Origin of the sequence: Burkholderia lata (assembly GCF_000012945.1) — a bacterium.
Taxonomy (GTDB): Bacteria; Pseudomonadota; Gammaproteobacteria; order Burkholderiales; family Burkholderiaceae; genus Burkholderia; species Burkholderia lata.
In genome coordinates this window covers 429,017-452,958 of sequence record NC_007511.1, presented here as the reverse complement: position 1 = coordinate 452,958, position 23,942 = coordinate 429,017, and the positions used below count along the sequence as shown (strand labels likewise).

Sequence of the window (23,942 nt, the reverse complement as noted above, 5' to 3'; positions counted from 1 at the left end):
CCCCGCACCGGCGAGATCCCGGCCGCTATCGATAGCGGTCGAACGAAGCAGCAATCTCGGCGGTAACTGCCCGAACGCGCGCCGTCCGGTTCAGGTCCGTATGCGACACGAGCCAGACCTGGTACGGCGCGGCGCGCGACTTGTCGGGCCAGATTCGCACGAGAGAATCATCCCCTTGCGCCATATACACCGGCAGTTCGCCGATGCCGATCCCCGACCGGATCGCTGTCGCCAGCATCAGGCTCGAACTCACTTGCGCAGCGATGCGCCCGCGCTCCATCGACTCGCCGCATAGCGTGTCGCCCTGGTTGGACGTGATGGCGGGTTGGTAGACGACCAGGTCATGCCCTTCGAAGGCGGCCCCGATCGCGGGCTCGCCGTGTGCATCCAGATACTCGCGACTCGCGAACAGCCCGACCTCCCACTCGGACAGCTTCCGGCGAACGAGATCGGGGTTTTCCGGCATCACGGTTCGAATCGCGAGATCCGCATCGCGCCGGGTCAGGTTGAGCACCTGCACCGACGTTGTCAGGATCACGTGTATCGCGGGGCATTTCCGTCGCAACGACCGTATCGCGGGCACGACGAAATCCATCGCGAGGGAATCGGTCGTCGTCACGCGGACCTCGCCTTCGAGCCGGTCGTCCGAGCCGTGGACACGACGCTCGAAGTCGCTCGCCGCCTGCTCCATCGCTTCCGCAGCCTGCAGCGAATGCTCGCCGGCCTGCGTCACGACATAGCCGGACGACGTCTTGAGAAACAGCTTCGCGCCCAGCGCCTTCTCCAGCGCCGTCAGGCGTCGCCCCACGGTGGCCTGATCGACATCGAGCACGGCCGCGGCTTCGCGCAGCGTCCCGGTGCGATGAACTGCCAGAAAAACGCGAGCATCGTCCCAGTTCATGGATAACGTTCTCTCTCGGTAAAGCGTGTGTGTATTCGTCGGTGGGCAATTATACAAGCCCCCCCTCCACTCCCTTCGCCACATAATCAGTCATCCAGATCAATATTCCGGTCAATTCGCCGACCCAAGCCGGAGCTGTCCACTGGATGTCCCCCAACGACCCGGGGCTCAGAAGAAGGTCGAATGCAACACGCGCGCCGATGGCCGTTGCACCGATCGCACCGCCCCCGCCCTGCCGCCCAATCATCAGACCCTCGAATATCTCCCATCCGATATCGCGATTTTCCGTATCGGGCGGGCGCCGCTAGACTGGCTACGCATTCGCGACGCCGCATCGCTGCACGGCAACGCGACACGCCCCCACAAAAACGATTCCGGGAGATAAAAGCCATGTCCGACCGGCATGCGCGCCGAGGCGCGCTCAAGACACTCGGCCTCGCGGCCGGCACCGCGCTGCTCGCCGCCGCGCGCTCCGCTCACGCGGCAACGCCTGAAACCGGCGCGCTGCTGCCCGGCGGCGCCACACACCTCGCCGACCTCACGCGCCGCCTCGCGGCCGCACCGAGGCGGCGCGACTTCAAGACGGTGCCGATGATCCTCGAACGCCCCGACCAGTGGGATCACGCGGCGCTCGCCGAAGTGACCGGCTACCGCGGCGGCCCGAAGCAGGTGTGGGACAACACCGAGCTCGGCGGCCCGTGGCTGAACCTGATGCGCAATTCGCTCAACGCGCAGATCTGGTCGTACCGTCATCCGGATTTCCTCGTCGTGTCGGCCACGCACGGCAGCGCGCATCTCGCGCTGTTCGACCAGGCCGCATGGGACAAATACGGCCTCGCGAAATTCGCCGGCGCCGCGTTCCCGACCAACACGCTGCTCGACGCGAAGCCCGCGCAATCGAAGGGCGCGCAAGACCACGAGTTGCCCGACGGCGCGTTCTCGTCGCACGACAACAGCCTCGCTGCGTTGCAGCAGCGCGGCGTCGTGTTCCTGTCGTGCCACAACGCGATCTGGGAACTCGCGGAACGGCTCGACGGCGCGAACGCGAATCCCGACAAGCTGCCGCTCGATGCGCTCGCGGCCGACCTGACCAACCACGTGATCCCGTCGGCGATCGTCACGCCGGGCGCGGTCGGCACGCTGCCCGAACTGCAGCAGGCCGGCTTCACGTACGCAAAATGAGCCCCGCGATGACATCGATCCCCCGTCAACTGCAACCGACATCGCGCCGCCGCCGGCGCACGCTGCGCGCCGTGCTGGCCGCGTGGCTCTGCTGCGCGTCGGCCCTCTCGCTCGCCGCACCCGCCGGCACCGCCGCGACCGTCTTTCCGCCCTGGCAGGGCGGCCGCAACAACGACGCGACGCATCGTGGCCTCGAATTCACGGTGCCGCAGGTCGACGTGCTCGCCGATTTCCACGGCGACCTCACCGCGCCGAAGCTCGTGCTGTTCGTCGGCGGCAACTATTTCTTCGCGATGGCGCCGCTCGTCGCGAAGTTCGAGGAAGACCATCCCGAGTATCGCGGCCGCATCTACTGGGAAACGATCCCGCCCGGCCTGCTGGTGAAGCAGATCCAGGCGGGCGGCACGATCACCGTCGGCAACATGACATGGACGGTCAAGCCCGACGCGTATTTCGCCGGGCTCGGCAAGATCAACGGGCTGATCGCGGACGGCACGCTCACCGGCCCGGCCGTGCCGTACGTGACGAACCAGCTGACGATCATGGTGCGCGCCGGCAATCCGAAGCGCATCGCGTCGCTGAACGACCTCGCACGGGCCGACGTGCAGCTTGCGATGCCCAATCCGGCATTCGAAGGCGTCGCGCGGCAGATCCGCGCGTCGCTCGTGAAGGCCGGCGGCGATGCGCTCGCGCGTACCGTCTACGACGACAAGGTGCGCACCGGCACGACCGAGCTCACGCACATCCACCATCGGGAAACCGCGCTGTTCCTGATGCAGGGTCGCGCGGACGCGGGCGTGCTGTGGCAATCCGAAGCGGCGTTCCAGGAACAGGTCGGGCATCCGCTGATGCACATCGACATTCCGGCCGAGCAAAATACGACGGCAATCTATGCGGGGGCGATGGTGAAGGACGCGCCGCATCCGGAGGCCGCGCGCACGTGGCTCGCGTTCATCCGGTCGCCGGAAGCGTTCCGGATCTTCCAGCGCTACGGCTTCGGCCGCTACGATGCGGCGACACCGACGCAGCACCTCGCGCCGGAGCAGAAGCAGCCCGACGCGGGCTGACCGCGCGGCCGCGCCGGTAATCCGGCGGCGCGCGCGACCTACAACAAGGAGGGGACACGTGAACGATACGGTGGATACACCGCGACGCCGGTTCGCGCCGCTGCTGCTCGCTGCGGCCGCGCTGCTGGCCGGCCACGCGCACGCGGACGACGCGACGCCCGGCAAGACGATCGCCACACAGGGCACGACGACGGGCGTCGCCGCGTGCATCGGCTGCCACGGCAGCCAGGGCGAAGGCAACGCGGCGGCCGGCTTCCCGCGCCTCGCGGGCACCCCCGCCGCTTATCTGTCCGCGCAGCTTGCGGCATTCGCGGACGGCAGCCGCCAGAACCCGGTCATGCAACCGCTCTCGAAACTGCTGACGCCGCACGAGCGCGATGCGGTCTCCGCGTACTTCGCGAGCCTGCCCGCGCCGGCCGGCATCGCCGCCTCCGACGACACGTCGATCGACCCGGCGAACACCGGCGCATGGCTCGCGACGCGCGGACGCTGGTCGCAAGGCCTGCCCGCGTGTGCGCAATGCCACGGCCCCGGTGGCCTCGGCGTGGGCACCGCGTTTCCGCCGATCGCGGGCCAGCCCGCCGCCTATATCGCCGGCCAGTTGAACGGCTGGAAACACGGCACGCGCCCGCCCGGGCCGATGGCGCTAATGCCGGCGATCGCCGGCAAGCTGTCCGACGCCGACATCGACGCGGTGGCCGCCTACTACGCGCGCGGCGGCGCCGCACAAGGAGACAAGCGATGATCGACCGCACGACGCTGATCCGCCGCGCCCGCGCGGCCCTGCTCGGCGCGGCCTGGATGCCCGCGCTCGCATTCGCGGCCACGCCGCAGGACGCACCGGCCGCCGCTTCCGCACCCGCGCCTGCGCCTGCCGCGATGGCGACCGCCGCCAAACCCTTCGCGCCGCCCGCCGAATCCGCGATACCCGCCGACGAGTTCGGCAAGACCGTGAAGCTCGGCGAGCAGATCTTCCTGCACACGCCCGAGTTCGCGGGCAAGTACGTCGGCAACAAGCTGACCTGCGCGAGCTGCCACCTCGACGCGGGCCGCCGGCCCGACTCGAGCCCGATGTGGGCCGCGTACCTGCTGTATCCGGCGTACCGCAGCAAGAATGGCCACGTGAACACGTTCGCCGAGCGCCTGCAGGGGTGCTTCCGCTACAGCATGAACGGCAAGGCGCCGCCGGCCGGCGACCCGATCCTCGTCGCGCTCGAAACCTATTCGTACTGGCTCGCGAAGGGCGCGCCGGTCGGCACGAAGCTGCCGGGGCAAGGTTTCCTGAAACTGCCGCCGCCCGCACAGAAGGCCGACTATGCGCGCGGCGCCGCCGTCTACACGCAGCACTGCGCGCTGTGCCACGGGGCGGACGGCCAGGGGCAGTCGAGCGGCGGCAAGGCGGTCTTCCCGGCACTGTGGGGCGCGCGTTCGTTCAACTGGGGCGCGGGAATGGGCGACATCCGCAATGCGGCCGGCTTCATCAAGGCCAACATGCCGCTCGGGCTCGGCGGCACGCTGACCGATCAGGAGGCGTGGGACGTCGCCACCTTCATGGACAGCCACGAACGTCCGCAGGACCCGCGCTTCACGGGCTCGGTGAAGGACACGCGCGCGAAGTTCCACGATTCGCCCGATTCGATGTACGGGCTCAGCGTGAACGGGCGCGTGCTCGGCGCGCCGTGATGCGAACGCCGTGCAGGCCATCCGGCCCGCACGGCCTGCGCTGCCCGCGCTGCCCGCGCGTTCACGGATGCCAGCGATACACGATCATGCTGGTGCCGTTGTAGTTGTCCTTCGTGATCACGTATTCGCCGGTCGAGCGCAGGTACGCGCGGATCCCGTACATCGAGTCGACGTCGTTGCCGACGTCCATCGCCGCCGTGTTCGAGTTGGTCAGCGTCGTCACGAGCGCGCCCGTGTTGAGATCGAACACGTCGACGTTCGGCACGGTGTGCACGTAGCCGACGAACAGGTAGTGGCCGGCCGCCGCGATCGATTTCGGGTTCGCACTGGTCAGGTTGATCACCGGGTTCGGTGCGGTCGTGTTGCCGTTCTTCCAGCCGTGATAAACCTCGATGTGCCCGTTCATCGCGGTCCAGTCCCAGTTGTTCGCGAGGCCCTGAGCGAGGATCATCGTGTCGCTGTCCGCCTGGTAGACGATGCGCGTCGTCGGCGCCACGGTGCTCGGCACGGGCGTCGTCACCGGCTTGCCCCATGACGGCTTGCCGGTCGCATCGAAGCCCGTCATCGGGTAGCGGGTAATCGCGTTGGAGCCGTTCAGCCCGGCCCACACGTCGCCGTTGCCGTCGATGTCGAAACCGGTCGTGACCTGCAACGACGTGTTGAACGGCTTGCCCGGCAGCGAGCCGGCCGGATTCGCGATATAGCCGGTCGCCGGCGTGAAGTAATAGAAATTGAAGTTGCCGGGATTCTGACCCGACGCGACGAGAATCCGGTTGCCGCCGACCGTCACGAGCTGGCCGAAATGCTGGCCGCGCTGATAGTCGTTCATGTCGAGGCGCGGGTCCTTCGGATAGGTGAACGGGTCGACCGTGTTCGCGACGAACGTGCCGCCCGCCGAACCCGTATAGACGTTGTTGCCGCTGTAGAAGAACGCGCCGTCGGTTGCCGGGTCGGGCGCGGCGATCGCCTCGAAGTTCAGCGCCTGCAGCTTCCATTGCAGCGCGCCCGTCGGGCTGTACGAATGCAGGTCGGTGCTGCCGTTGCGCCCGAGATCCCAGCCGCCGCCCCACGCGTTGTTGAGCACGTACAGGTTGCCGCCCGAATCCTTGCCGATGCCGACCACGCGCGTAAAGCGCTTGTCGCCGACCTGCCCCTTGATGCCCGAGGTCGTGTCGAGATAGCCGCCCTGCACGCCGAACGTGCCGATCTGCTGGGGCAACCCGGCGAGGCTGTAGATCTTGATGTTCATGTCCGGGCCCTGGTCGCCCACCAGCAATTGGCCCGTCGACGCATCGAAATACAGCGCCGACGGCCGCGCGCCGGCCGCCATCTGAATCGTGTTCATCAGCGTGCCGGTCGCGCTGTACTGCACGACCACGCCCGCGCTCATGCGCGCGACCCACAGGTTGCCGGCCGCATCGAGCGCAAGCGCGCCGGGCCCGGTCACGCCGATGTCGCGCTGCAAGACACCGTCGGTCGTATAGACGCGCACGCGGTTGCCGTAGAAATCGCTCGCGTACAGCAGGTTGCCGGCCGTCGCGAGGCCGGTGATCACGTCCGGGTTCGGGAGGCCCGTCCACGTGCTGACCGGGATGCGCAGGTCGCGCTGGTTCGTGCTGCGGTTGTAGCGGCCCACCGAGCCGCTGCCGAAGTTGCGGTTGTAGCCGAGTGCGACGAAGATCGACGTCGCGTTGCCGGTAATCGCGCCGCCCTGGAATTCGTCGTGGATGCCGATCGTGCCCATCGGCTGGCCGTTCTGGTAGAGCGCGACGCCGCCCGCGTTCTCGTCCCAGCGCGACGACGTGTAGATCACGCCCTCCGGCGCGACCCACATCGAGCGCGCCGCATTGCCCACGTGCTGGGACAGCGTGCCGTACGTGTTCGCGAGCCAGTCGGTCGAGTATTGCACCTGCGCGTGACTCGCCGGCGCCAGCATTGCCATGCACATTCCCAGCAACGCCGCCCGAATTTGTTTCATTGACATGAATAATGCTCCCGAACGTTCAATTGTCGACACTGTAAATCGCGGCACATGAAATATTGGTGATTCCGGCTAAAGCGCATTCGCCGTTATCACGAATTATTCACTCCGTTCTTTTTGCCGTCCGGCGCTTTTCCGTCAACGATGGTCAAACCCGCTCACCGCGCCGCCACGGCTTACCGGCCGCACGACTTCGGTGCTTTTTCCCCGGCATTTTCTTCCGGGCCGCTCAATGCAAATACGTCATTTTTTCTGAAATGCCCGCATTGCCTTTTTCATTGCCCGGAAATGGGCTCGATGATTACAAATCGAAATTGAAATGAAAGAGAAAAAATAATATCCGGCGCAATCGCGGCGTGCGATTCAGCGCAGCGGCAGGTGGCGGGAGGAAGGGAGGGGAAAGCGGGATCCGGCGGAGAAAACCAAAAGACCGCGCCGGCCGTGCCGGCACGCGGCCGCGATCGTTCAGCTCGCGTCGTCGAGCGTCGGGCCGTCCCAGCCGTCGAGGAATTTCGGCAGCGCATCGACGACGTCGATCACGCGGTGCCGGTAGAACAGGTGCATCGTCGGCTGCAGGTCGCCGGGCAGTTGCCCACCGTGCGCGCGCGCGGCCAGGCTGTTCGGCACGACGCGCATGCCGAGCCGGTTGGTGCCGAACACGATCTCGCCGCACGACGCGCAGTACGTGCGCGACATCGACTTCGCCGGATGCGGGAACGTCGCGCTAGCGCCTTCGACGTGCACCTGCTCGGGCGGCCATGCGGTCGCCGACAGCACCGGCGTGCCGTAGAAATCGCGGCAGGTCGCGCAATGGCAGTTCGCGCGCGCCGCAGGCTCGCCGCGCAGCGTCACGGTGACGGTTCCGCACAGGCAACTCGCGGAATGCGTTCGGGTCATGTCGTCTCCTCCAGGAAAGGAGGCGACAGTATAGGAGCACGCGCGCAACGTTGCCGGCATCGGCTGCGGGCAACGTTGCGGCCGCAACGATCGCGATGCGTCAGAACTTCTGGCGCAGGCCGAGGCTGACGATGGCCTGCGAGCGCGAATCGGACGAGTGGCCGTTCGCCTTGTCCGACACCGACGCGGTCGCGGCCACCGGCCGGCCGAGCGCGTCGAGCGTCATGCCCGATGCATGCTGGTACGCGCCGAGCAGGTACACGCTGGTGCGCTTCGACAGGTCGTAGACGGCGCCGAGCGTGACGTTGTGATACTGCGCGCGGTCGTCCACGCCGTCGACATCGCTGCCGCGCGTGTAGCTGTAGCCCGCGAACAGTTGCGTCTGCGGACGCACGTTCCAGCGCGTGAACACGCCGGCGACGTTGAACGTCGCGTGGCCCGTGAACAGCGACTGGCCGCCGCTGCGGTACTGCACGTTGCTGTAGTTCACGCCGACGACGGCCGAGCCGAAGTCGTAGGTCGCGCCGGTCGCGATGATCTGCTGCGATTGCGCGCTCGCATAGCCTTCGTTGATCGACGAGTTGAACAGCCCGTCGTCGGTGCTCTGCCACTTGCCGGCCGTCGGGTCCGTCGCGCCCGTCTTGCTGTTGTCCGACCGCTCGTAGCCGACGCCGACGCGCAGCGGGCCCGCCGCATACGCCGCGCCGACGCTCCACGTGTTGCGCTGCTTCATGCTGCCCGGCTGGCTGCCGAAGCCGTACAGCGCGCCGAACGTGAAGCCCGAGTAGTTGGCGCTCGTGTACTTGATCGAGCTGTCGACCCGTGCGGTCTGGTCGAGGTCGTCGATGTCGCCCGGGTGCGCGCCGAAGCCGCCGATGTACGACGACGGGCCGACCGGGCTCACGAAATCGTCGAGCGACGTGTACTGGCGGCCGAGCGTGACCGTGCCGTAGCGGTCGCTGCCGAGGCCGACGAACGCCTGGCGGCCGAACTGGCGGCCGCCCTGCCCCGACGTGCCGTTCGTGATGTCGAAACCGTTCTCGAGGACGAACAGCGCGCGCATCCCGCCGCCGAGATCCTCGGAACCCTTGATGCCCCAGCGGCTGCCGGACAGGTTGCCGGTCGTGAGCCCGACGCTCGAATGGCCGGTGTACGCGCCCGCGGAGCCGACCCGCTCGTTGCTGCGATAGGTGACGCCCGCGTCGACGATGCCGTACAGCGTGACGGAGCTTTGCGCGGCAGCGATGCCCGCGAGCGAGAGCAGCAGCGGGGCTGCGATCAGTTGCTTGTTCATGATTGTCGTGTCTCCGGGCGGTGAACCCGTTGTTCTGGCTGTCAGTTGCGAGTAGCGCGGGCAGCGAGATCGGCCGGCGTTGCGAGGCCGGCCACGTGCGCGCGCGACGACGCGGCGGGCATGCCCACTGCGGCCGCCATGGTAGATGGAACCGGTTCCGATCGAAAGCGGAATAATGAAAACAGTTTATTTCCAAAATTGAGATAGTCGAGCGGACCGCCCTGTGCGCAGCGCGCCGCGCCTGTACAGCCGGGGCGGGCGCCACCGATAATCGAACGCACGCCACCCATCGGGAGTGCCTTCATGCATGAAACGACCCTGCTGATCTTCGCCGCCGTTGCGTTCGTCGGTATCGCGACACCCGGCCCGACCGTGCTGCTCGCGCTGACCAACGGCTCGCGCTACGGCGTGCGCCGCGCGGCCTACGGCTTCGCGGGCGCGATGCTGTCCGACTTCGTGCTGATCGTCGCGGTCGCGCTCGGCCTCGGCGCGCTGCTGATGGCGTCGGCGTTCTGGTTCTCGGTGGTGAAGTGGCTCGGCGCCGCCTATCTCGCGTACGTCGGGATCCGGCTGCTGATGTCGAAGGGTCAGCTCGACGTCGCCGTCGCGGACGGTGGCACGGCGTCTTCCGGGCGCAACGCGTCGATCTTCGCGAAGAGTTTCCTCACGGCGGTGACGAACCCGAAGGGCTATCTGTTCTTCTCCGCGTTCCTGCCGCAGTTCCTCGATCCGTCCGCGCCGCTCGCACCGCAATACGTCGCGCTCGCGGTCACGTTCGCGCTGCTCGACGGGGTCGTGATGTTCGGCTACGCGCTGCTCGGCGCACGCGCGGTGCGGCTGCTGAAGCGCGCGGGGGCGCTGTGGCTCGAACGCACCTGCGGCGCGATGCTGCTCGCGCTCGCCGGGTCGCTGGCGCTGTACCGGCGTCATGCGGCATAGGAGCGGATTCCGATGAAAATCGCTACACCGCCCTCCTCCGGCCTTCCCGGCCTGTCGCTCCGCCAGATCGAACGCGCCGACCTCGACGCGTGGTACGCGTACCTGACGAACCCCGACGTCTTCCGCCACACGAGCTGGAACCTGCGCTCGCCCGACGATCTGCTGCCGCTGTTCGACGCCATCGAATCGGCCGATCCGGATTCGATCCGCCGTCTCGCCGTGATCGACGACGCATCGGGCGCGCTTGCCGGAACGATCGGCCTGCATACCGTATCGACCGTGAACCGCTCGGCGGAGATCGCATACGATCTCGCGCCGTCGCACTGGGGGCGTGGAATCGCGAGCGCGCTGTGCAAGGCTGTCACCGAGTGGACATTCGCCGAGGGCTTCATGCGCATGCAGGCCGTCGTGCTGACCAGCAACGAAGGCTCCGCGCGCGTGCTGCAGAAGTGCGGCTACCGCTACGAAGGGCTGTTGCGCGCATACAAGATGGTGCGCGGCACGCCGGGCGATTTCGCGATGTACGCGCGCCTCGCGACCGACTGACGCGCGACCCGCGGCTTCACGTACCACCGCCCACCGCTTCTTCGCATACGCACGCCGTTGGACGGCCTGCGCCGAATTGGCGACAATCGCCGTTCCCTTCCTCGACGATTCCGCCATGAAAATCGCCGCGCTGTCCGACATCCACGGCAACCTCGCCGCACTCGACGCGGTGCTCGACGACGTCCGCCACCGCGGCGCCGACGTGATCGTCAATCTCGGCGACATCCTGTCCGGCGCGCTCCATCCGCCCGAAACGGCCGACCGCCTGATCGCGCTCGACCTGCCGACCATCAAGGGCAATCACGAACGGCAACTGCTCACCGGCGATCGCGAGTCGATGCGGCTGTCGGATCGCTGGGCGCACGACACGCTGCGCGCCGATCATCTCGACTGGATCGCCGCGCTGCCCGAACGCATGACGCTCGGCGACGACGTGCTGATGGTGCACGGCACACCCGACAGCGACCTCGTCTATTTCCTCGAAACGGTCACGCCCGACGGCTGCCGCGCGGCCACGCCCGATGAAATCGCGCAGCGCGCGGGCGACGAACCGGTGTCGCTGATCCTGTGCGGCCACACGCATATCCCGCGGACGGCCAGGCTCGACGACGGCCGGCTGATCGTCAACCCGGGCAGCGTCGGGCTGCAGGCGTACGCGGACGACCTGCCGCATCCGCACCGCATCGAGACGGGCTCGCCGCATGCGCGCTACGCGATGGTGTCGCGCACGGCGGCCGGCTGGAACGTCGAATTCCATGCGGTCGAATACGACTGGCACACGGCGGCCGCCACCGCGGCATCGCGCGGGCGCGACGACTGGACCGTCGCGTTGCGCACCGGCCGGTGCTGACGCGTGCGGCTCACCCCGCTCCCCCTTCCGCTTCACTTCATTCACCGGAAAACCGCACCGCCATGCCCGTTCCGTCGCAACTGCTCTTCCTGCCCGGCGCATCCGGCAGCACCGCCTTCTGGCAACCGCTGGCCAATCTGCTGACGCATCCGGCCGAGCGCCGGATCGTCGGCTACCCAGGCTTCGGCGACACGCCGCGCGATCCGGCCGTCGACGATTTCGACAGCCTCGTGGGTCATGTTCTGGAAACGATCGACCGGCCGACCGCCGTGATCGCGCAATCGATGGGTGGCGTGATCGCGATGCGTGCGGCGCTCGACAAGCCCGAACTGATCACGCACCTCGTGCTGACGGTCACGTCCGGCGGCCTCGACATGGCTGGGCTCGGCGCGCAGGACTGGCGCACCGGTTTCGCGGAAGCCAACCCGCAGCTTCCCGACTGGTTCCTGACGTTCCATGCCGACCTGTCTCGGGATATCGGCCGCATCGCGCAGCCGACGCTGCTGCTATGGGGCGACGACGATCCGATCAGCCCCGTCGCGGCCGGCCGGCGCCTGCTCGAACGGTTGCCCGACGCGCGGCTGCATATCCTGCACGGCGGCCGGCACGATCTTGCTGCCGTGCATGCGCAGACGCTCGCACCGCTCGTCGATGCGCATCTGCAGCGCGTGTGACATCGCGCGCCGCGGCTTCAACGTCGTCAGCTTCGGTTTCGGCACACACCTGACACCACGCCGCTCACGCACCGCATCGCATCACGCCGCATTCCTCAACGTGAGCCGCGCCTCGAGCCCGCCACCATCCGTCCGGTTGTTCAGCGTGAGCGTGCCGCCCATCGCGAGCGCGAGCTGCCGCGCGATCGCGAGGCCGAGCCCCGTGCCGCCCGTCTCGCGGTTGCGCGACGTCTCCACGCGCCGGAACGGCTCGAACACCGCGTCGAGCTGATCGTCCGGAATGCCGGGCCCGCGGTCGCGCACGGCGATCACCGCGCCGCCGTCCGGTGCGGCCTGCACGTCGATCTCGGCCGCGCCCGCGAACTTCAGCGCGTTGTCGACGAGGTTGCCGACGATACGCCGCAGCGCCTTCGGCCGCGTGACGAGTGCGAGCGGCGCGCGGCTGTGCAGCGCGACGTCCTGCCCCGCATCCGTGTAGTCGCACACGATGCTGTCGAGCAGCGCATCGAGATCGATGCGGCGCGCGCCCTCCTCGGTGCCGTGCAGCGTGCGCGCGTACGCGACGCCCTCCTTCACCAGATGCTCCATCTCGATCAGGTCCTGGCGCAGCTTCGCGCCCTGCGCGTCGTCTTCCATCATGTCGGCGCGCAAGCGCATCCGCGTGATCGGCGTCTGCAGGTCGTGCGAGATCGACGCGAGGATCTGCATCCGCTCGGCCATGTACTGTGCGATGCGATCCTGCATCGCGTTGAACGCCCGGGCGGCACGCGCGACTTCCGACGGCCCGCCCTCGTTCAGCCGCTCGCCCTTCAGGTCGGGGCCCAGTGCGTCGGCGGCCTGCGCGAGCTGCTTGAGCGGCCGCGTCGCGAGCCGCACCGCGAGCCAGCAGCACGCGGCCAGCACCGCAAGCTGCAGCACGAGCACGACCGGCAGCCAGCCGGACAGCGGCACCGTCGACATCGGATGAATGTCGATCGTCAGCGGCGACCCGTCGGTCAGGCGCAGATGCACCTGCAGATGTTCACGGTCGCCGGGGATCGCGTTCGCGGTCAGCGGGTAGTCGCCGCCGATGCCGTCGGAAATCGACCGCTCGACGCGTGCCGACAGCCGCGCTTCCGGCGGCGTGCCGGTCTCGCCGGGCCCGAGGATGAACGCATAGCTGCGCCGCGCGAGACGCGGCAGCCACGCGGCCCGCTCGGCCGGCGGCAGGTGATCGAGCAGCGCGACCGAGCTCGCGACCTCGCGCTCAATGTAGCCCATCATCAGGTTGGTGGTCGCCTGGTCGCGCTCGGTCACGGTGAGCCAGAACGACAGCGTCTGCGCGAGCGCGAGGCCCACGCACAGGATCAGCGCGAGCCGCGCGAACAGCGAGCGCGGCCAGTGCCACGGCATGCGCGCGCTCATAGCGTACCGTCGACGGCGGTCACGGCCGACGAGAACACATAGCCCTCGTTGCGCAGCGTCTTGATGTAGCGCGGTTCGCGCGCACCGTCGCGCAGGCGCTGGCGCAGCCGGCTCACGAGCAGGTCGATCGACCGGTCGAACGGATCGGACTGCCGCCCCTGCGTGAGATTGAGCAACTGGTCGCGCGTCAGCACGCGTTGCGGGTTGTCGAGAAACACGCGCAGCAGCCGGTACTCGGCGCCGCTCAGCGCGACCAGCGTACCTTCCGCATCGAGCAGGTGGCGCCCGGTCGTGTCGAGCCGCCATTCGCCGAACGCGAGCAGCTCCGCGGTTTCCGTCACCTGCATGCCGGGCGGCAGCATGCGCGCGCGCCGCAGCACCGAGCGGATCCGCGCGAGCAGCTCGCGCACTGCGAACGGCTTGGCCAGGTAGTCGTCGGCGCCCATCTCGAGGCCGATGATGCGATCGGTTTCCTCGCCGCGTGCGGTCAGCATCAGCACGGGCACCGTGCGGAACTTGCCCGCGCGCAGGTCGCGGCACAGCGTGAGGCCGTCCTCGCCGGGCATCATCAGGTCCAGCACGATCAGGTCGGGCGCGCCGTCGTCCAGCACGTTGCGCATCTCGCGGCCGTTCGCGGCCAACGACACGCGCATGCCGTTCTTCTCCAGATAATCCGCGATCAGTTCGCGGATCGCGCGATCGTCGTCGACGATCAGCACGTGGTCGATCTTGTCCATGAGTCGTTGTCGGTGTCGAGGTATTCGGGCAGGCGATGTCCGCTTTTATACCGCACGGCGGGCATGCGTTTGTATCCCAATGTATCGCGCCGCCGTGACGACACACAACATTGCACACGCGTGGCTTGCCGGACACATCGCAGATACGTCGGCGCCGCCTAATGGGGCCTGTCGAAACCCGTCCGGCCGCCGCCACCGAGCGGCGGCCTCCCGCTCAGGAGAACGCCATGCTGCCCCGACTCAAGATCGCCGCCCTCGTCATCGCCCTTGCCGCCACGGCCGGGCTCGCCGCCTTCGCGGGCACCCGCGACGACGCCGGCATGCCGGCCTCGCAGGCCGGTACGGCGGCGCCCGATTTCACCGGCATCGACCGCTGGCACAACAGCGCGCCGCTGACACTCGGCCAGTTGCGCGGCAAGGTCGTGCTCGTCGATTTCTGGACGTACTCGTGCATCAACTGCATTCATACGATTCCGTACGTGAAGGAATGGGACCGGAAGTATCGCGACCAGGGGCTCGTCGTGGTCGGCGTGCATACGCCCGAGTATCCGTTCGAGCGCGACGCGGGCAACGTCGCCGATGCGATCAAGCGCTTCGGCATCAAGTATCCGGTCGCGCAGGACAACCGCTACGACACGTGGCGTGCGTACGGCAACCAGTACTGGCCCGCGCTGTACCTGATCGACGCGAACGGGAAAGTCGTCTACACGCGCTATGGGGAAGGCGAGTACGACAAGACCGAAGCCGCGATTCGCGGCGCGCTCGCGCAGGCCGGCGAAGGCGCGAAGGGCACGACGCGCACGCAGTAACCGGCCGGTGCGCGGGCGTGGCGGTTGCCCGCGCATGCCCGCGTGTCGGGTGCGTTCACCCGCGCTTCGCGTCGGCCGCCGCGATCATCGCTTCCCCGATCGCGAGGTTGCCGTTCGCGACCAGCGCGTCGCCGGCGCCGCGGATATCGGCCACGTCCTTGTTCTGCCCGAGCTTGCGCTTGCCGACGAGCCGCGTGATCTCGATCTGCAGCCCGACGATCGCCTGCAGCATCGCGTCGAGGTAATCCGGCGGCGCGTCGCCCATCTTCCACGGCACCGGCTGCGACGCCTCGTGCGTGCGCGTCAGCCGGGCGACCACGCCGCGCACGAACTTCTCGTCGTCGCGCACCGTGATGCGGCCGTGCGCATGCACGACCACGTAGTTCCACGTCGGCACCTGCCGGTGCGCCACATGCTTGCTCGGATACCAGGTCGGCGAGATGTACGCGTCGCCTGCGCGAAAGATCACGAGCACCTCGTCGCCGTTCGCGACGTCCTGCCAGACCGGATTCGCGCGTGACACGTGCGCATGCAGTTCGCCGAGCCCGCCGTCGCTCGGCAGCAGCTCGAACGGGATGTGGTTCGCATCGAGCCCGCTCTTGCCGTGCGTGATCAGGCTGCCGAACGGATGCTGCACGATCAGCTCGCGCAGCGCGTCGGGGTTGGGTTCGTTGAATTCGGCGGGGACGTACATGTCGGCTCCACGGTCATGCGGGGGTTGGAATGGATCAGGCGCTGGCCCGTCATGGGCCGATTGTGGCGCCAAACTGGTTTATGCTGTAGAGCCGGTTTGAAACATTTTCAGCAGACCAGAATCATGGCAAGAACGGCCCGGAACGTCGATATCCCGTCGCTCGGCGCGCTCGATCGCGCAGCCGGGGACCTGAGCCGCCAGCTCGCGCAGGCGCTGCGTGAAGCCGTGCGGCGCGGCGACGCCCGGCCCGGTGACACGCTGCCGTCCACGCGGCTGCTCGCCGCGTCGCTGCAAGTGGCACGCGGCACCGTCGTCGATGCGTATGCGCAGCTCATCGCCGAAGGCTTTCTCGAATCACGCGGCGGCGCGGGTACGCGGGTCGCGAACGCGCTTGCGGAGCCGCCACCCGGCCCCGAAACTGAGCCGTCCGCGCCGCGCCGCCCCCCGGCGAGCGCCGGCCTGCCCGAGCCGGCCGCCACCTTCGCGCGGATCGCTCGCGAATTCAGCCCGCTACCGGCCATGCCGTTCGCGATCTCGGTGCCGATCGGCCTCACCGCACCCGACGACATCTGGCGCCGGCTCGGCAACCGCCTGCGCGCGCGCGGCGCCGGTGCGCCGTCCGGCTATGCCGATCCGCAAGGCGCGCTGCCGCTGCGCGAAGCGATCGCCGACTACGTGCGCCGCTCGCGCTCGGTGCGCTGCGATGCCGGCCAGGTCGTGATCACGAGCGGCACGCAGCAGGGGCTGCATCTGGCGAGCCAGGTGCTGCTCGGCGCGGGCGATCAGGCGTGGGTCGAGAATCCGGCCTATCGCGGCATCACCGCGCTGCTCGACAGCACCGGGCGGCGCGACGCGATGGTGCGGGTGCCGGTCGACGCCGACGGTATCGACGTCGACGCCGGTATCCGTCTCGCGCCCCATGCGCGGGTCGCCTTCGTCACGCCGTCGCATCAGTATCCGCTCGGCATGCCGCTCAGCATGGCGCGGCGCAATGCGCTGCTCGCGTGGGCGCGTGCGCAGCGCGCATGGGTGGTCGAGGACGACTACGACAGCGAGCTGCGCTACGAAGGCCATCCCTTCCCGTCGCTGCAGGGGCTCGACCCCGACCGCGTGATCTACCTCGGCACGTTCAGCAAGATCCTGTTTCCGTCGCTGCGGCTCGGCTACGTGATCGCGCCCGACGATCTCGTGCCCGCATTCTGCGGCGCCCGCGCGCTGATGGATCGTCATGTGCCGACCGCCGACCAGCACGTGCTGGCCGCGTTCATCGCGGAAGGTCACCTTGACCGCCACATCCGCCGCGTGCGCGGCGTGTATGCGGAGCAGCGCGCACTGCTGATCGACACGCTCGGCGCACGGCTGCCGCGCGAACGCGCATGGGTGCAGCCGGGCGATCAGGGGATGCACGTCGTGCTGTGGCTCGCGGAAGGGATCGACGATCTCGACGTGGTCGAGCGCGCCGCGCAAGCCGGCGTCGCGGTGCGTGCGGTGTCGCCGATGTTCGCGCCGGGTACGGCTCGCCCGGGGCTCGTGCTGGGCTTCGGCGGGTTCGGCCGCGCGCAGATGGAGGCGGCCGCGCAGCGGTTGGCGGATGTGGTTGCGTCAGTGGAGTCTTGATCAGCGCGCATGTCCGGCGCCATTCCAGGCCGCGTCGGCCAAGGCCAAAAGTTTGCTGGCAGGCGCCGAAAGAGGTGTCGACATGTTATGAATCGCCAGGGTGTTGAACCATATCGGTTCGTCGACCTCGACGAACCTCACGCCGTGCCAGTCGAACATCTCGACGGAAAGCGGATCAACGAGCCCTATGCCTGCACCATGACACACCATGGAAGCAACGGTCAGCGTGTAGGCGGCCTCGATGACGACATTGAGTTTCTTGCCCCGATTCGCCAGCATCGCGTCGAGTTGACGGCGTGACGTATCTTTCGACGGCAACGCAATGAACGGGTAGTCCACCAGATCGAACAGCGAAACGCGGGATCGTTGCCCAAGGACATGATCCGCTGGCACCGCAAGTACTGCTCGCCGCCTTGCGATTGATCGGGCGACCAATCCATGGGTATCGATCAGTTCGGCGGCAAACCCTACGTCACATTGCCCGCTCGCAACACGCTCGCGCACCTCCTGGGACGAGTGAATTTCATAGCGAACAAGCAGATCCGGCAAGTCGCATCTCAATTGCGTGATCAAAGCAGGCAACGGCCCGTACCCCAGCGCGGGCAGACTCGCAATCGTCAGGATTCCGCTCCGCCCTTCCCGCAGACTGGTTGCCCGCTCCCGGATCACATCCATCCCGGCGAACATGCGCTCGACTTCGATCAACAGCGCCTTGGCCTCCGGCGTCGGGCGCAGCCGCGCACCATCCCTGTCGAACAACTTGAGGCGCAACGTCGCTTCCAATTGGCTGACGAGTCGGCTGATCGCCGATTGCGACGTGTGCATCAGATCCGATGCGCGGGTCGTCGTACCGGTCGTCATGACCGCCCTGAAAGCTTCGAGTTGGCGTGGATTCATCGACATTACCTATATCAATGGCGACTACCTGCAAGTCAAAACTGCATTGGGAACAACGTATCTGATCACGCATTATCTACGCGTCAAGTATCCATTATCGATATAGATCGGCCAACCAGGTCGACATGACTGAGAGGGCTTGTCGAATCGACAAGCCATGCTGATTCCCCGAGGACTGGTCCCATGAGCGTATGTATCGACGAAACGGAAATGCTTCGACTTTTCTGCGGTTCCGTTCCGCCGCGCCTGTGTTGATGCGGATGGGCTGTGGCAGGTTCCACGCGTGCCGCTTGAGGATCATCGCAAGCTGTCACTCATCCATTGCCTCGGGCAATGCTTCGACCTGCAGATGCCGCATGCACGCGCCCTGCTTTCAAATTACGAATCCGCCATACAGCGCTTCATCAGGGAAAAAGGAGCTGGCAATTGTCATCCGACCATCCTTCAAGAAACCACACAGGCACAGGCGGCAACGATCTACCGCCAATGGTCAACGACCTGTGGAAAAGCGGAGTCCTGCTAGCCGTCCTGGCCTCCTTCACCTTCAGCATCATGAATGCACTGGTCAAGGAACTCAGTGCGACACTGCCACCGGCCGAAATCGGCTTCTTTCGCGGCGTCATTGGTGCGGCGCTCGTGTATTTATTGATGCGGCGCGAGAGCGTGCCGTTCTCCCGCAACGGCCTGTCCATGCTTGTCGTGCGCGGCTTGCTCGGTGCGTTCTATCTCGTCTGCTATTTCTATGCGATCGCGCACATTCCGCTCGCCGATGCGAGCATCCTCGCGCACCTGTCCCCGGTGTTCATCATCCTGCTCTCGGCCATCTTTCTGAAAGAGCACATACCCAGACAGGTGTGGTTGCTGCTCCCGGTCATCCTCGTCGGTGCCGTCTTGATCGTCAAACCCTACCAATACTCGAGTTACTCGATCTATGCCGGACTCGGCCTGTTGAGTGCGGTGTTTGCGGGGGGCGCACACGTCGCCATTCGCCAGCTCAGCATCAAGCATCATGCGTACGAGATTGTTTTCTACTTTCTGGCCATTGCGGCACTCGTGTCTGTTCCGCTGATGTGGAAGGATTTTGTCTGGCCGGATACGCCGCGCCAATACGGCCTCTTGCTGGCACTCGGGGGCGTCTCGCTGTTCGGGCAATTGTTTCTCACAAAGGCGTTTACACATGAAAGGGCGTCGGTCGTCGCGATAACACGCTACATCGGCATCGTTTTCAATGCGTCATGGGGATGGATTTTCTGGCATGAATCGATGGACGTTGGATCAATCGCCGGCGGCATCCTGATCATCGTTGCCTGCATCAATTTGTCCCGACTCAAAACCTGAATCGCTGGGATGACACCCTTGCGCCAGGACGAAGCACGCATCGCGAGCGCGAGGCCGCGCGACGATTCGCGGACGTGGTTTCGTCAGCGGAATCGCGGCCGCGCGTGCCGTAAAAGGTTGTCGGCGGGCAACAAACGTAATCGTCTGTAAATCCTGCAAGCAAACGGCCGTTTTCACGGCCGGCACGCCTGCGTCGTTTGCTAGGATCGCGCCTCTTCCATCCGCGCTCCTGCCGCCTTGAACCGCTTCGTGCCGCTTCTCCGAAATGCGTGGCTCCGTTGCCGCGCCCGCGTCGCACCGTTCGCCGCTGCCTGCGGCGCGCGCCTCCGCGCGCTGGGCGCCGGCGTGCTGCATCGCCTGCGTCATCCGACACGCCGCGGCGTCGCGCTGACACTCGCCGCGATCCCGGTGCTCGGCCTGCTGGTGCTGCTCGCATTCGTCCCGTTCACGCCGAGCATCGGCGACATCCGCAAGGCGCGCATCGACCGCCCCGCGCGCGTGCTGTCCGCCGACGGCCAGCTGATCGCCGAGTTCCGGCCCGTCAACCGCGAATGGGTGCCGCTCAAGCAGATCTCGTCGCACATGGTCGATGCGCTGATCGCGACCGAGGACCACCGTTTCTACGCGCATCACGGCATCGACTTGCGCCGCACGATCGCAGCCGGCCTGCATACGTTCTCCGGCGACCGCCAGGGCGGCTCGACGATCACGCAGCAGCTCGCGCGCAACCTGTATCCGGATGAAGTCGGCCGCGCGCCGACGCTCACGCGCAAGGTGAAGGAGCTGATCACCGCATTCAAGATCGAGTCGGTGTACAGCAAGGACGAGATTCTCGAGACCTACCTGAACACCGTGCCGTTCCTGTACAACGCGTACGGCGTCGAAATGGCCGCGCGTACCTACTTCGGCAAATCGGCCGACCAGCTCGACATCGTCGAAAGCGCGACGCTGGTCGGGATGCTGAAGGGCAACAGCTACTACAACCCGGTGCTGAACCCGGAGCGCGCGGTGCAGCGGCGCAACATCGTGCTCGACCGGATGGCGCAGATGCACATGCTGACGCCGCAGCAGCTCGCGAAACTGCAGCGCCAGCCGCTGCGCGTCGACTTCGAGCCGCAGTCGGGGCAGCCCGGCCTCGCCCCGCACTTCGCGGTGCAGCTGCGCAAATGGCTGATCGCGTGGGCCGATCGCAACAATTACGATCTGTACTCCGACGGACTCGTCGTGCGCACGACGCTCGACGCGCGGCTGCAGGACATGGCGACACAAGCGCTGACGCGACACACCGAACGGCTGCAGGCGATCGCCGACAGCGCGTGGCGCGGCCCGTCCGGCTGCGGGCTGCGCAACGACCTGTTCCGCGGCTTCATCCGCCAGACACCCGAGTATCGCCAGGCCCGCGACACGGGGCTTGCCGATGTGCCGGCGCTGAAGCAGCTCGGCGCCAACCGGGAATTCATGCGCACGCTGTGCGAGCGCAAGACGCAGGTGCAGGCCGGCTTCGTCGCGATCGATCCGCGCAACGGCGCGATTCGCGCGTGGGTCGGCAGCCCCGATTTCGGCAGCGAACCGTTCGATCACGTGTCGCAGGCGCGGCGCCAGCCCGGCTCGACGTTCAAGCCGTTCGTCTATGGCGCCGCGTTCGCGGACGGCATGCGGCCGGGCGATACGTTCGTCGACCGCCCCGTGGCAATCCCGATCGACGGCCGTGCGGTCTGGCGCCCGACCGATGCCGAGCCGCCGACCGATGAGCCGATGACGCTGCGCGACGCACTCGCACTGTCGCGCAACCGCATCACCGCGCAGGTGATGCAGCACGAAGGCGCCGCGAAGGTCGCACAGCTCGCCCGCGCGATGGGCGTGCGCGAGAGCCCGCTCGACGCGGTGCCGTCGCTCGCGCTCGGCACGAGCCCTGTCACGCTGAAGGAGATGGTGTCCGCGTACGGCACGATCGCGAACCGCGGCGTGTACGTCGCGCCGCAGATGATCACGCGCATCGAGGATCGCGACGGCAAGGTGCTCGCCGCCTTCGACAGCGCGCCGCCCGAACGTGCATTGACGGAGCCTGCGGCGCAGACGCTGGTCGACGTGATGCGCGACGTCGTCGATCGCGGCACCGGCGCCGACATCCGTTCGCGCTACGGGATCCGCGTCGACGTCGCCGGCAAGACGGGCACGACGCAGGACAACGCGGACGGCTGGTTCATCCTGATGCATCCGCAGCTCGTGGCCGGCGCGTGGGTCGGCTTCGACGACGGCAGCGTGACGCTGCGCAGCGACTACTGGGGCGCAGGCGCACACAGCGCACTGCCGATCGTCGGCACGTTCTACGATGCGGCGCTGCGCGCGCGAGCGATCGATCCGCACGCGCAGTTCTCGCCGGACTTCCGGCCGCGCAGCGCACCGGCGCCGCGGCGACGTGCGCCGCATCCGGGCCTGTTCGACTGGCTGAGGTTCTTCCGCTGATCGGGGTGCCGGCGGGTCACGCCGGCATCCACGACAGCGGCCCCGCCTAACGAAGCGTCGTCGTCGCTTGCCCGTCCGCGTACAACCATACCGGCACGCCGTCGTCGCGCAACGCGGCGACCGGTTCGCCCAGGCTCCAGTTCTGCGCGACCGCGACACGGCGGACGAACCACGGCATCAGCATCGCGTGTCCGGCGGCGTCGCGATCGTCGTCGAACAGCGCATCGTCGCCGATCCGCGTGTAACGCGCCGGATGCAGCACGGTGCCGTCCGCGCGAAGCACCGTCGCCCGCACGTCGTTGCCGCCCTCGTCCTGCATACAGGCCAGCCAGCCGTGATCGGCGCCCCAGAACAGGCCGGCCACGTCGTCGTAGCGCCCCTGCGCGACCGTCGCGCCTGTCTCGAGATCGCAGATCGCGAGCTGCGCCGGCTCGCCCGGCAGGACGCCGATCGCGTAACGCGCGAACAGCTCGCCCGGTACGGCTTCGTCATCGGGCAACCACGGCAATGCACCCATGTTGACGAAGTCGAACGGCGTCAGCACGCGGCCCTGCCCGTCGACGATCGAGCAACGCCCGTCGTCGCGCCGGACGATGTGGCGGATCGCGCCGAGCTCGGTCAGCATGTCCGTCCGTTCGTCGTCGGTCAGCCTCGCGACTTCCGCGTAATGCGGCGCGACGACGACCCGGCCCTTCGCATCGACGAGCCCGACGTGACCGTTGCGCCGCGCGAGAAAGGCGCCGCATTCGGACGACCATTCGAGCGCATCCCACTCGCGCTGCGCGCGCCATTGCCCGTCGCGCCCGATCAGCCCCCACCGCTCGCCTTCGGATACCGCCGCGACGATGCCGTTCTCGAATTCATGCGCATCGTCGAAACGCGGCGGAATCACCCACGCACCGTGCGTATCGATGAAGCCCCAGCGGCCATCCAGGCTCGCGGACGCGACCCCGCCAGTGAAATCGCCGAAATCGTCGAGCGACGGTTCGAGCACCCACGTGCCATCCGTGCGCACGAGTCCGAACCGCTCGCCGACGCGCACGCAGGCGACGTCGCCGCTGAAATCCCACACCGCGTCGAATGACGGTTCGCGCACGATCCGCATCTCGTCGCCGTCGCCGTCGCCGTCGACATCGCCATCGGCGAACAGCAGGCCGACCTTCCCGTCGCGCGCGGCCCACAGCAACCGGTCGTCGCGCGCGCCGCTCGTCCACAGGTTCGTCCACTCGGGCGGTACGATCACGCGCCATGCGTCGTCGGTTTCACGCCGCACGCCCCACAGGCCGTTGCGTGCGCGAAAGCTGAACGTGCCGTAGCCGAGCCAGTTGCCGTGCACTTCGCCGGCATCGAACATCTCGGCAAACGTCACGCCGCGCGGCGGCTCCTGACGGATGAAATAGTGATGCGACATGCAGCCGAACCCGAAGCCCCACGCCCAATCGCGCCAGTCGGGCGGCGACCCGATCTCGAGCGCCACGCGCACGCCACGCACGTCGCGGAAGTCCATGCAGTTCGCGACCTGCCACCACAGGCGCGTGCAGGTATCGCGTTCCTGGTCGATGTAGTCGTCCGGATCGCCGCCGTCGAGCCACGACAACTCGTCGAGATTCGCGGAAAACCGGGGTGAGCCGTGCGCATCGCCAAGCGCGTCGATCGATTCGCCGAGATGGCGCACGACCGCATCGAACTGGCGAGCGAGCGCCGGATCGTCACCGCGCAGCGGATTCGCGACGACGAACGACGCGAGCCGGCTGAGTCGCGCATGCGCCGCACGCGCGTCGCTGGCGAGATTCGGCGTGCCGGCATCGCCGAACACGCGCTGATCGGTAATCGCGTCGCCCGCGCCGCCACCGGCGAGCAGCACGCGCCACAACAGCGGAAAGTGATTGTTGGATTCCGCGAGCGCGATCGTTCGCGCGTCGTCGCCGTCACCGGCCTGGAGATACAGCCATGATCGATTGCCCAT

23 protein-coding genes are annotated in these 23,942 nt (G+C 67.5%); 14 read left to right on the top strand and 9 right to left on the bottom strand.

Annotated elements, in window-relative coordinates:
• Nucleotides 1-25 precede the first annotated feature (25 nt).
• A complete protein-coding gene (locus BCEP18194_RS24855) occupies nucleotides 26-901 on the bottom strand; it encodes a LysR family transcriptional regulator (protein ID WP_041493177.1) in 876 nt (291 codons plus the stop codon).
• A gap of 390 nt (nucleotides 902-1,291) precedes the next feature.
• Between BCEP18194_RS24855 and BCEP18194_RS24845 the strand changes: the two genes are divergently transcribed.
• Genes BCEP18194_RS24845 through BCEP18194_RS24830 form a run of 4 tightly spaced genes read left to right on the top strand, consistent with a single transcriptional unit; the run spans nucleotide 1,292 to nucleotide 4,833 of the window.
• Entirely contained in the window at nucleotides 1,292-2,083 is a 792-nt protein-coding gene (locus tag BCEP18194_RS24845) for a transcriptional initiation protein Tat (protein WP_041493175.1), read from the top strand.
• An 8-nt stretch (nucleotides 2,084-2,091) separates the two neighbouring features.
• Nucleotides 2,092-3,150 carry a molybdate ABC transporter substrate-binding protein gene (locus tag BCEP18194_RS24840; RefSeq protein WP_041493456.1) on the top strand — a complete coding sequence of 353 codons (1,059 nt, stop codon included), beginning with the start codon at nucleotides 2,092-2,094 and terminating at the stop codon, nucleotides 3,148-3,150.
• Nucleotides 3,151-3,208: 58 nt separating this feature from the next.
• The gene (locus BCEP18194_RS24835; RefSeq protein WP_041493174.1) at nucleotides 3,209-3,895 is read left to right on the top strand and encodes a c-type cytochrome; all 687 of its coding nucleotides are present in this window, start codon (nucleotides 3,209-3,211) and stop codon (nucleotides 3,893-3,895) included.
• The gene (locus BCEP18194_RS24830) at nucleotides 3,892-4,833 is read left to right on the top strand and encodes a c-type cytochrome (protein WP_011354021.1); all 942 of its coding nucleotides are present in this window, start codon (nucleotides 3,892-3,894) and stop codon (nucleotides 4,831-4,833) included. The genes BCEP18194_RS24835 and BCEP18194_RS24830 overlap by 4 nt, the downstream gene beginning before the upstream one ends.
• A gap of 61 nt (nucleotides 4,834-4,894) precedes the next feature.
• Here BCEP18194_RS24830 and BCEP18194_RS24825 read toward each other — a convergent pair whose 3' ends face one another.
• Nucleotides 4,895-6,817, bottom strand: coding sequence for an SMP-30/gluconolactonase/LRE family protein (locus BCEP18194_RS24825; protein ID WP_011354020.1), 1,923 nt, complete (start codon nucleotides 6,815-6,817; stop codon nucleotides 4,895-4,897).
• Between the two features lie 59 nt (nucleotides 6,818-6,876).
• Between BCEP18194_RS24825 and BCEP18194_RS41290 the strand changes: the two genes are divergently transcribed.
• Nucleotides 6,877-7,137: a hypothetical protein gene (locus tag BCEP18194_RS41290; protein ID WP_157687230.1), complete on the top strand. Its 261-nt coding sequence runs from the start codon at nucleotides 6,877-6,879 to the stop codon at nucleotides 7,135-7,137.
• A gap of 142 nt (nucleotides 7,138-7,279) precedes the next feature.
• On the opposite strand, the gene BCEP18194_RS24820 is transcribed toward BCEP18194_RS41290, so the two are convergent.
• Complete coding sequence (locus BCEP18194_RS24820) at nucleotides 7,280-7,711, bottom strand: GFA family protein (RefSeq protein WP_011354018.1); 432 nt, start codon at nucleotides 7,709-7,711, stop codon at nucleotides 7,280-7,282.
• A gap of 100 nt (nucleotides 7,712-7,811) precedes the next feature.
• Nucleotides 7,812-9,005 (bottom strand): porin, encoded by a 1,194-nt coding sequence (locus BCEP18194_RS24815; protein WP_011354017.1) that lies wholly within the window; start codon nucleotides 9,003-9,005, stop codon nucleotides 7,812-7,814.
• 303 nt (nucleotides 9,006-9,308) lie between these two features.
• Here BCEP18194_RS24815 and BCEP18194_RS24810 point away from each other — a divergent pair, with 303 nt between their 5' ends.
• The 4 genes from BCEP18194_RS24810 (at nucleotide 9,309) to BCEP18194_RS24795 (ending at nucleotide 12,014) form a co-directional block, all read left to right on the top strand.
• Nucleotides 9,309-9,944, top strand: a complete 636-nt coding sequence (locus tag BCEP18194_RS24810; RefSeq protein WP_011354016.1) for a LysE family translocator — start codon at nucleotides 9,309-9,311, stop codon at nucleotides 9,942-9,944.
• A 12-nt stretch (nucleotides 9,945-9,956) separates the two neighbouring features.
• Nucleotides 9,957-10,490, top strand: coding sequence for a GNAT family N-acetyltransferase (locus BCEP18194_RS24805; protein WP_011354015.1), 534 nt, complete (start codon nucleotides 9,957-9,959; stop codon nucleotides 10,488-10,490).
• A gap of 115 nt (nucleotides 10,491-10,605) precedes the next feature.
• The gene (locus tag BCEP18194_RS24800) at nucleotides 10,606-11,340 is read left to right on the top strand and encodes a metallophosphoesterase family protein (RefSeq protein WP_011354014.1); all 735 of its coding nucleotides are present in this window, start codon (nucleotides 10,606-10,608) and stop codon (nucleotides 11,338-11,340) included.
• A gap of 62 nt (nucleotides 11,341-11,402) precedes the next feature.
• Nucleotides 11,403-12,014, top strand: a complete 612-nt coding sequence (locus tag BCEP18194_RS24795) for an alpha/beta fold hydrolase (RefSeq protein WP_011354013.1) — start codon at nucleotides 11,403-11,405, stop codon at nucleotides 12,012-12,014.
• Nucleotides 12,015-12,095: 81 nt separating this feature from the next.
• Here the strand turns inward: BCEP18194_RS24795 and BCEP18194_RS24790 are convergent, their stop codons facing one another.
• Both BCEP18194_RS24790 and BCEP18194_RS24785 read right to left on the bottom strand, forming a co-directional pair.
• A complete protein-coding gene (locus BCEP18194_RS24790; protein ID WP_011354012.1) occupies nucleotides 12,096-13,418 on the bottom strand; it encodes an ATP-binding protein in 1,323 nt (440 codons plus the stop codon).
• Nucleotides 13,415-14,155 carry a response regulator gene (locus BCEP18194_RS24785; RefSeq protein ID WP_011354011.1) on the bottom strand — a complete coding sequence of 247 codons (741 nt, stop codon included), beginning with the start codon at nucleotides 14,153-14,155 and terminating at the stop codon, nucleotides 13,415-13,417. The genes BCEP18194_RS24790 and BCEP18194_RS24785 overlap by 4 nt, the downstream gene beginning before the upstream one ends.
• 227 nt (nucleotides 14,156-14,382) lie before the next feature.
• On the opposite strand from BCEP18194_RS24785, the gene BCEP18194_RS24780 reads away from it, so the two are divergent.
• Nucleotides 14,383-14,964, top strand: coding sequence for a thioredoxin family protein (locus BCEP18194_RS24780; protein ID WP_011354010.1), 582 nt, complete (start codon nucleotides 14,383-14,385; stop codon nucleotides 14,962-14,964).
• A gap of 55 nt (nucleotides 14,965-15,019) precedes the next feature.
• Here BCEP18194_RS24780 and BCEP18194_RS24775 read toward each other — a convergent pair whose 3' ends face one another.
• Nucleotides 15,020-15,658 carry an FMN-binding negative transcriptional regulator gene (locus tag BCEP18194_RS24775; RefSeq protein WP_011354009.1) on the bottom strand — a complete coding sequence of 213 codons (639 nt, stop codon included), beginning with the start codon at nucleotides 15,656-15,658 and terminating at the stop codon, nucleotides 15,020-15,022.
• 123 nt (nucleotides 15,659-15,781) lie between these two features.
• Here BCEP18194_RS24775 and BCEP18194_RS24770 point away from each other — a divergent pair, with 123 nt between their 5' ends.
• Nucleotides 15,782-17,275 (top strand): PLP-dependent aminotransferase family protein, encoded by a 1,494-nt coding sequence (locus BCEP18194_RS24770; protein WP_011354008.1) that lies wholly within the window; start codon nucleotides 15,782-15,784, stop codon nucleotides 17,273-17,275.
• On the opposite strand, the gene BCEP18194_RS24765 is transcribed toward BCEP18194_RS24770, so the two are convergent.
• Nucleotides 17,276-18,172, bottom strand: coding sequence for a LysR family transcriptional regulator (locus BCEP18194_RS24765; protein ID WP_081436707.1), 897 nt, complete (start codon nucleotides 18,170-18,172; stop codon nucleotides 17,276-17,278).
• A gap of 265 nt (nucleotides 18,173-18,437) precedes the next feature.
• Here BCEP18194_RS24765 and BCEP18194_RS42465 point away from each other — a divergent pair, with 265 nt between their 5' ends.
• From BCEP18194_RS42465 to BCEP18194_RS24755, 3 genes are all read left to right on the top strand, one after another.
• Nucleotides 18,438-18,695, top strand: coding sequence for an opine metallophore biosynthesis dehydrogenase (locus tag BCEP18194_RS42465; protein ID WP_367649776.1), 258 nt, complete (start codon nucleotides 18,438-18,440; stop codon nucleotides 18,693-18,695).
• Nucleotides 18,659-19,510 carry a DMT family transporter gene (locus tag BCEP18194_RS24760; RefSeq protein WP_041493173.1) on the top strand — a complete coding sequence of 284 codons (852 nt, stop codon included), beginning with the start codon at nucleotides 18,659-18,661 and terminating at the stop codon, nucleotides 19,508-19,510. Before BCEP18194_RS42465 ends, BCEP18194_RS24760 begins: the two co-directional genes overlap by 37 nt.
• 237 nt (nucleotides 19,511-19,747) lie before the next feature.
• Nucleotides 19,748-21,976 carry a penicillin-binding protein 1A gene (locus BCEP18194_RS24755; RefSeq protein ID WP_011354005.1) on the top strand — a complete coding sequence of 743 codons (2,229 nt, stop codon included), beginning with the start codon at nucleotides 19,748-19,750 and terminating at the stop codon, nucleotides 21,974-21,976.
• 46 nt (nucleotides 21,977-22,022) lie between these two features.
• Here BCEP18194_RS24755 and BCEP18194_RS24750 read toward each other — a convergent pair whose 3' ends face one another.
• The gene (locus BCEP18194_RS24750) at nucleotides 22,023-23,942 is read right to left on the bottom strand and encodes a WG repeat-containing protein (RefSeq protein ID WP_011354004.1); all 1,920 of its coding nucleotides are present in this window, start codon (nucleotides 23,940-23,942) and stop codon (nucleotides 22,023-22,025) included.

Coding starts and splice junctions, on each gene's coding strand:
- BCEP18194_RS24790 (WP_011354012.1), bottom strand. CDS start 13,418: ATGAGCGCGCGCATGCCGTGGCACTGGCCGCGCTCGCTGTTCGCGCGG.
- BCEP18194_RS24825 (WP_011354020.1), bottom strand. CDS start 6,817: ATGTCAATGAAACAAATTCGGGCGGCGTTGCTGGGAATGTGCATGGCA.
- BCEP18194_RS24785 (WP_011354011.1), bottom strand. CDS start 14,155: ATGGACAAGATCGACCACGTGCTGATCGTCGACGACGATCGCGCGATC.
- BCEP18194_RS24800 (WP_011354014.1), top strand. CDS start 10,606: ATGAAAATCGCCGCGCTGTCCGACATCCACGGCAACCTCGCCGCACTC.
- BCEP18194_RS24760 (WP_041493173.1), top strand. CDS start 18,659: ATGGTCAACGACCTGTGGAAAAGCGGAGTCCTGCTAGCCGTCCTGGCC.
- BCEP18194_RS24810 (WP_011354016.1), top strand. CDS start 9,309: ATGCATGAAACGACCCTGCTGATCTTCGCCGCCGTTGCGTTCGTCGGT.
- BCEP18194_RS24805 (WP_011354015.1), top strand. CDS start 9,957: ATGAAAATCGCTACACCGCCCTCCTCCGGCCTTCCCGGCCTGTCGCTC.
- BCEP18194_RS24775 (WP_011354009.1), bottom strand. CDS start 15,658: ATGTACGTCCCCGCCGAATTCAACGAACCCAACCCCGACGCGCTGCGC.
- BCEP18194_RS24765 (WP_081436707.1), bottom strand. CDS start 18,172: ATGAATCCACGCCAACTCGAAGCTTTCAGGGCGGTCATGACGACCGGT.
- BCEP18194_RS24770 (WP_011354008.1), top strand. CDS start 15,782: ATGGCAAGAACGGCCCGGAACGTCGATATCCCGTCGCTCGGCGCGCTC.
- BCEP18194_RS24815 (WP_011354017.1), bottom strand. CDS start 9,005: ATGAACAAGCAACTGATCGCAGCCCCGCTGCTGCTCTCGCTCGCGGGC.
- BCEP18194_RS24855 (WP_041493177.1), bottom strand. CDS start 901: ATGAACTGGGACGATGCTCGCGTTTTTCTGGCAGTTCATCGCACCGGG.
- BCEP18194_RS24830 (WP_011354021.1), top strand. CDS start 3,892: ATGATCGACCGCACGACGCTGATCCGCCGCGCCCGCGCGGCCCTGCTC.
- BCEP18194_RS24845 (WP_041493175.1), top strand. CDS start 1,292: ATGTCCGACCGGCATGCGCGCCGAGGCGCGCTCAAGACACTCGGCCTC.
- BCEP18194_RS24840 (WP_041493456.1), top strand. CDS start 2,092: ATGACATCGATCCCCCGTCAACTGCAACCGACATCGCGCCGCCGCCGG.
- BCEP18194_RS24780 (WP_011354010.1), top strand. CDS start 14,383: ATGCTGCCCCGACTCAAGATCGCCGCCCTCGTCATCGCCCTTGCCGCC.
- BCEP18194_RS24820 (WP_011354018.1), bottom strand. CDS start 7,711: ATGACCCGAACGCATTCCGCGAGTTGCCTGTGCGGAACCGTCACCGTG.
- BCEP18194_RS24795 (WP_011354013.1), top strand. CDS start 11,403: ATGCCCGTTCCGTCGCAACTGCTCTTCCTGCCCGGCGCATCCGGCAGC.
- BCEP18194_RS24750 (WP_011354004.1), bottom strand. CDS start 23,942: ATGGGCAATCGATCATGGCTGTATCTCCAGGCCGGTGACGGCGACGAC.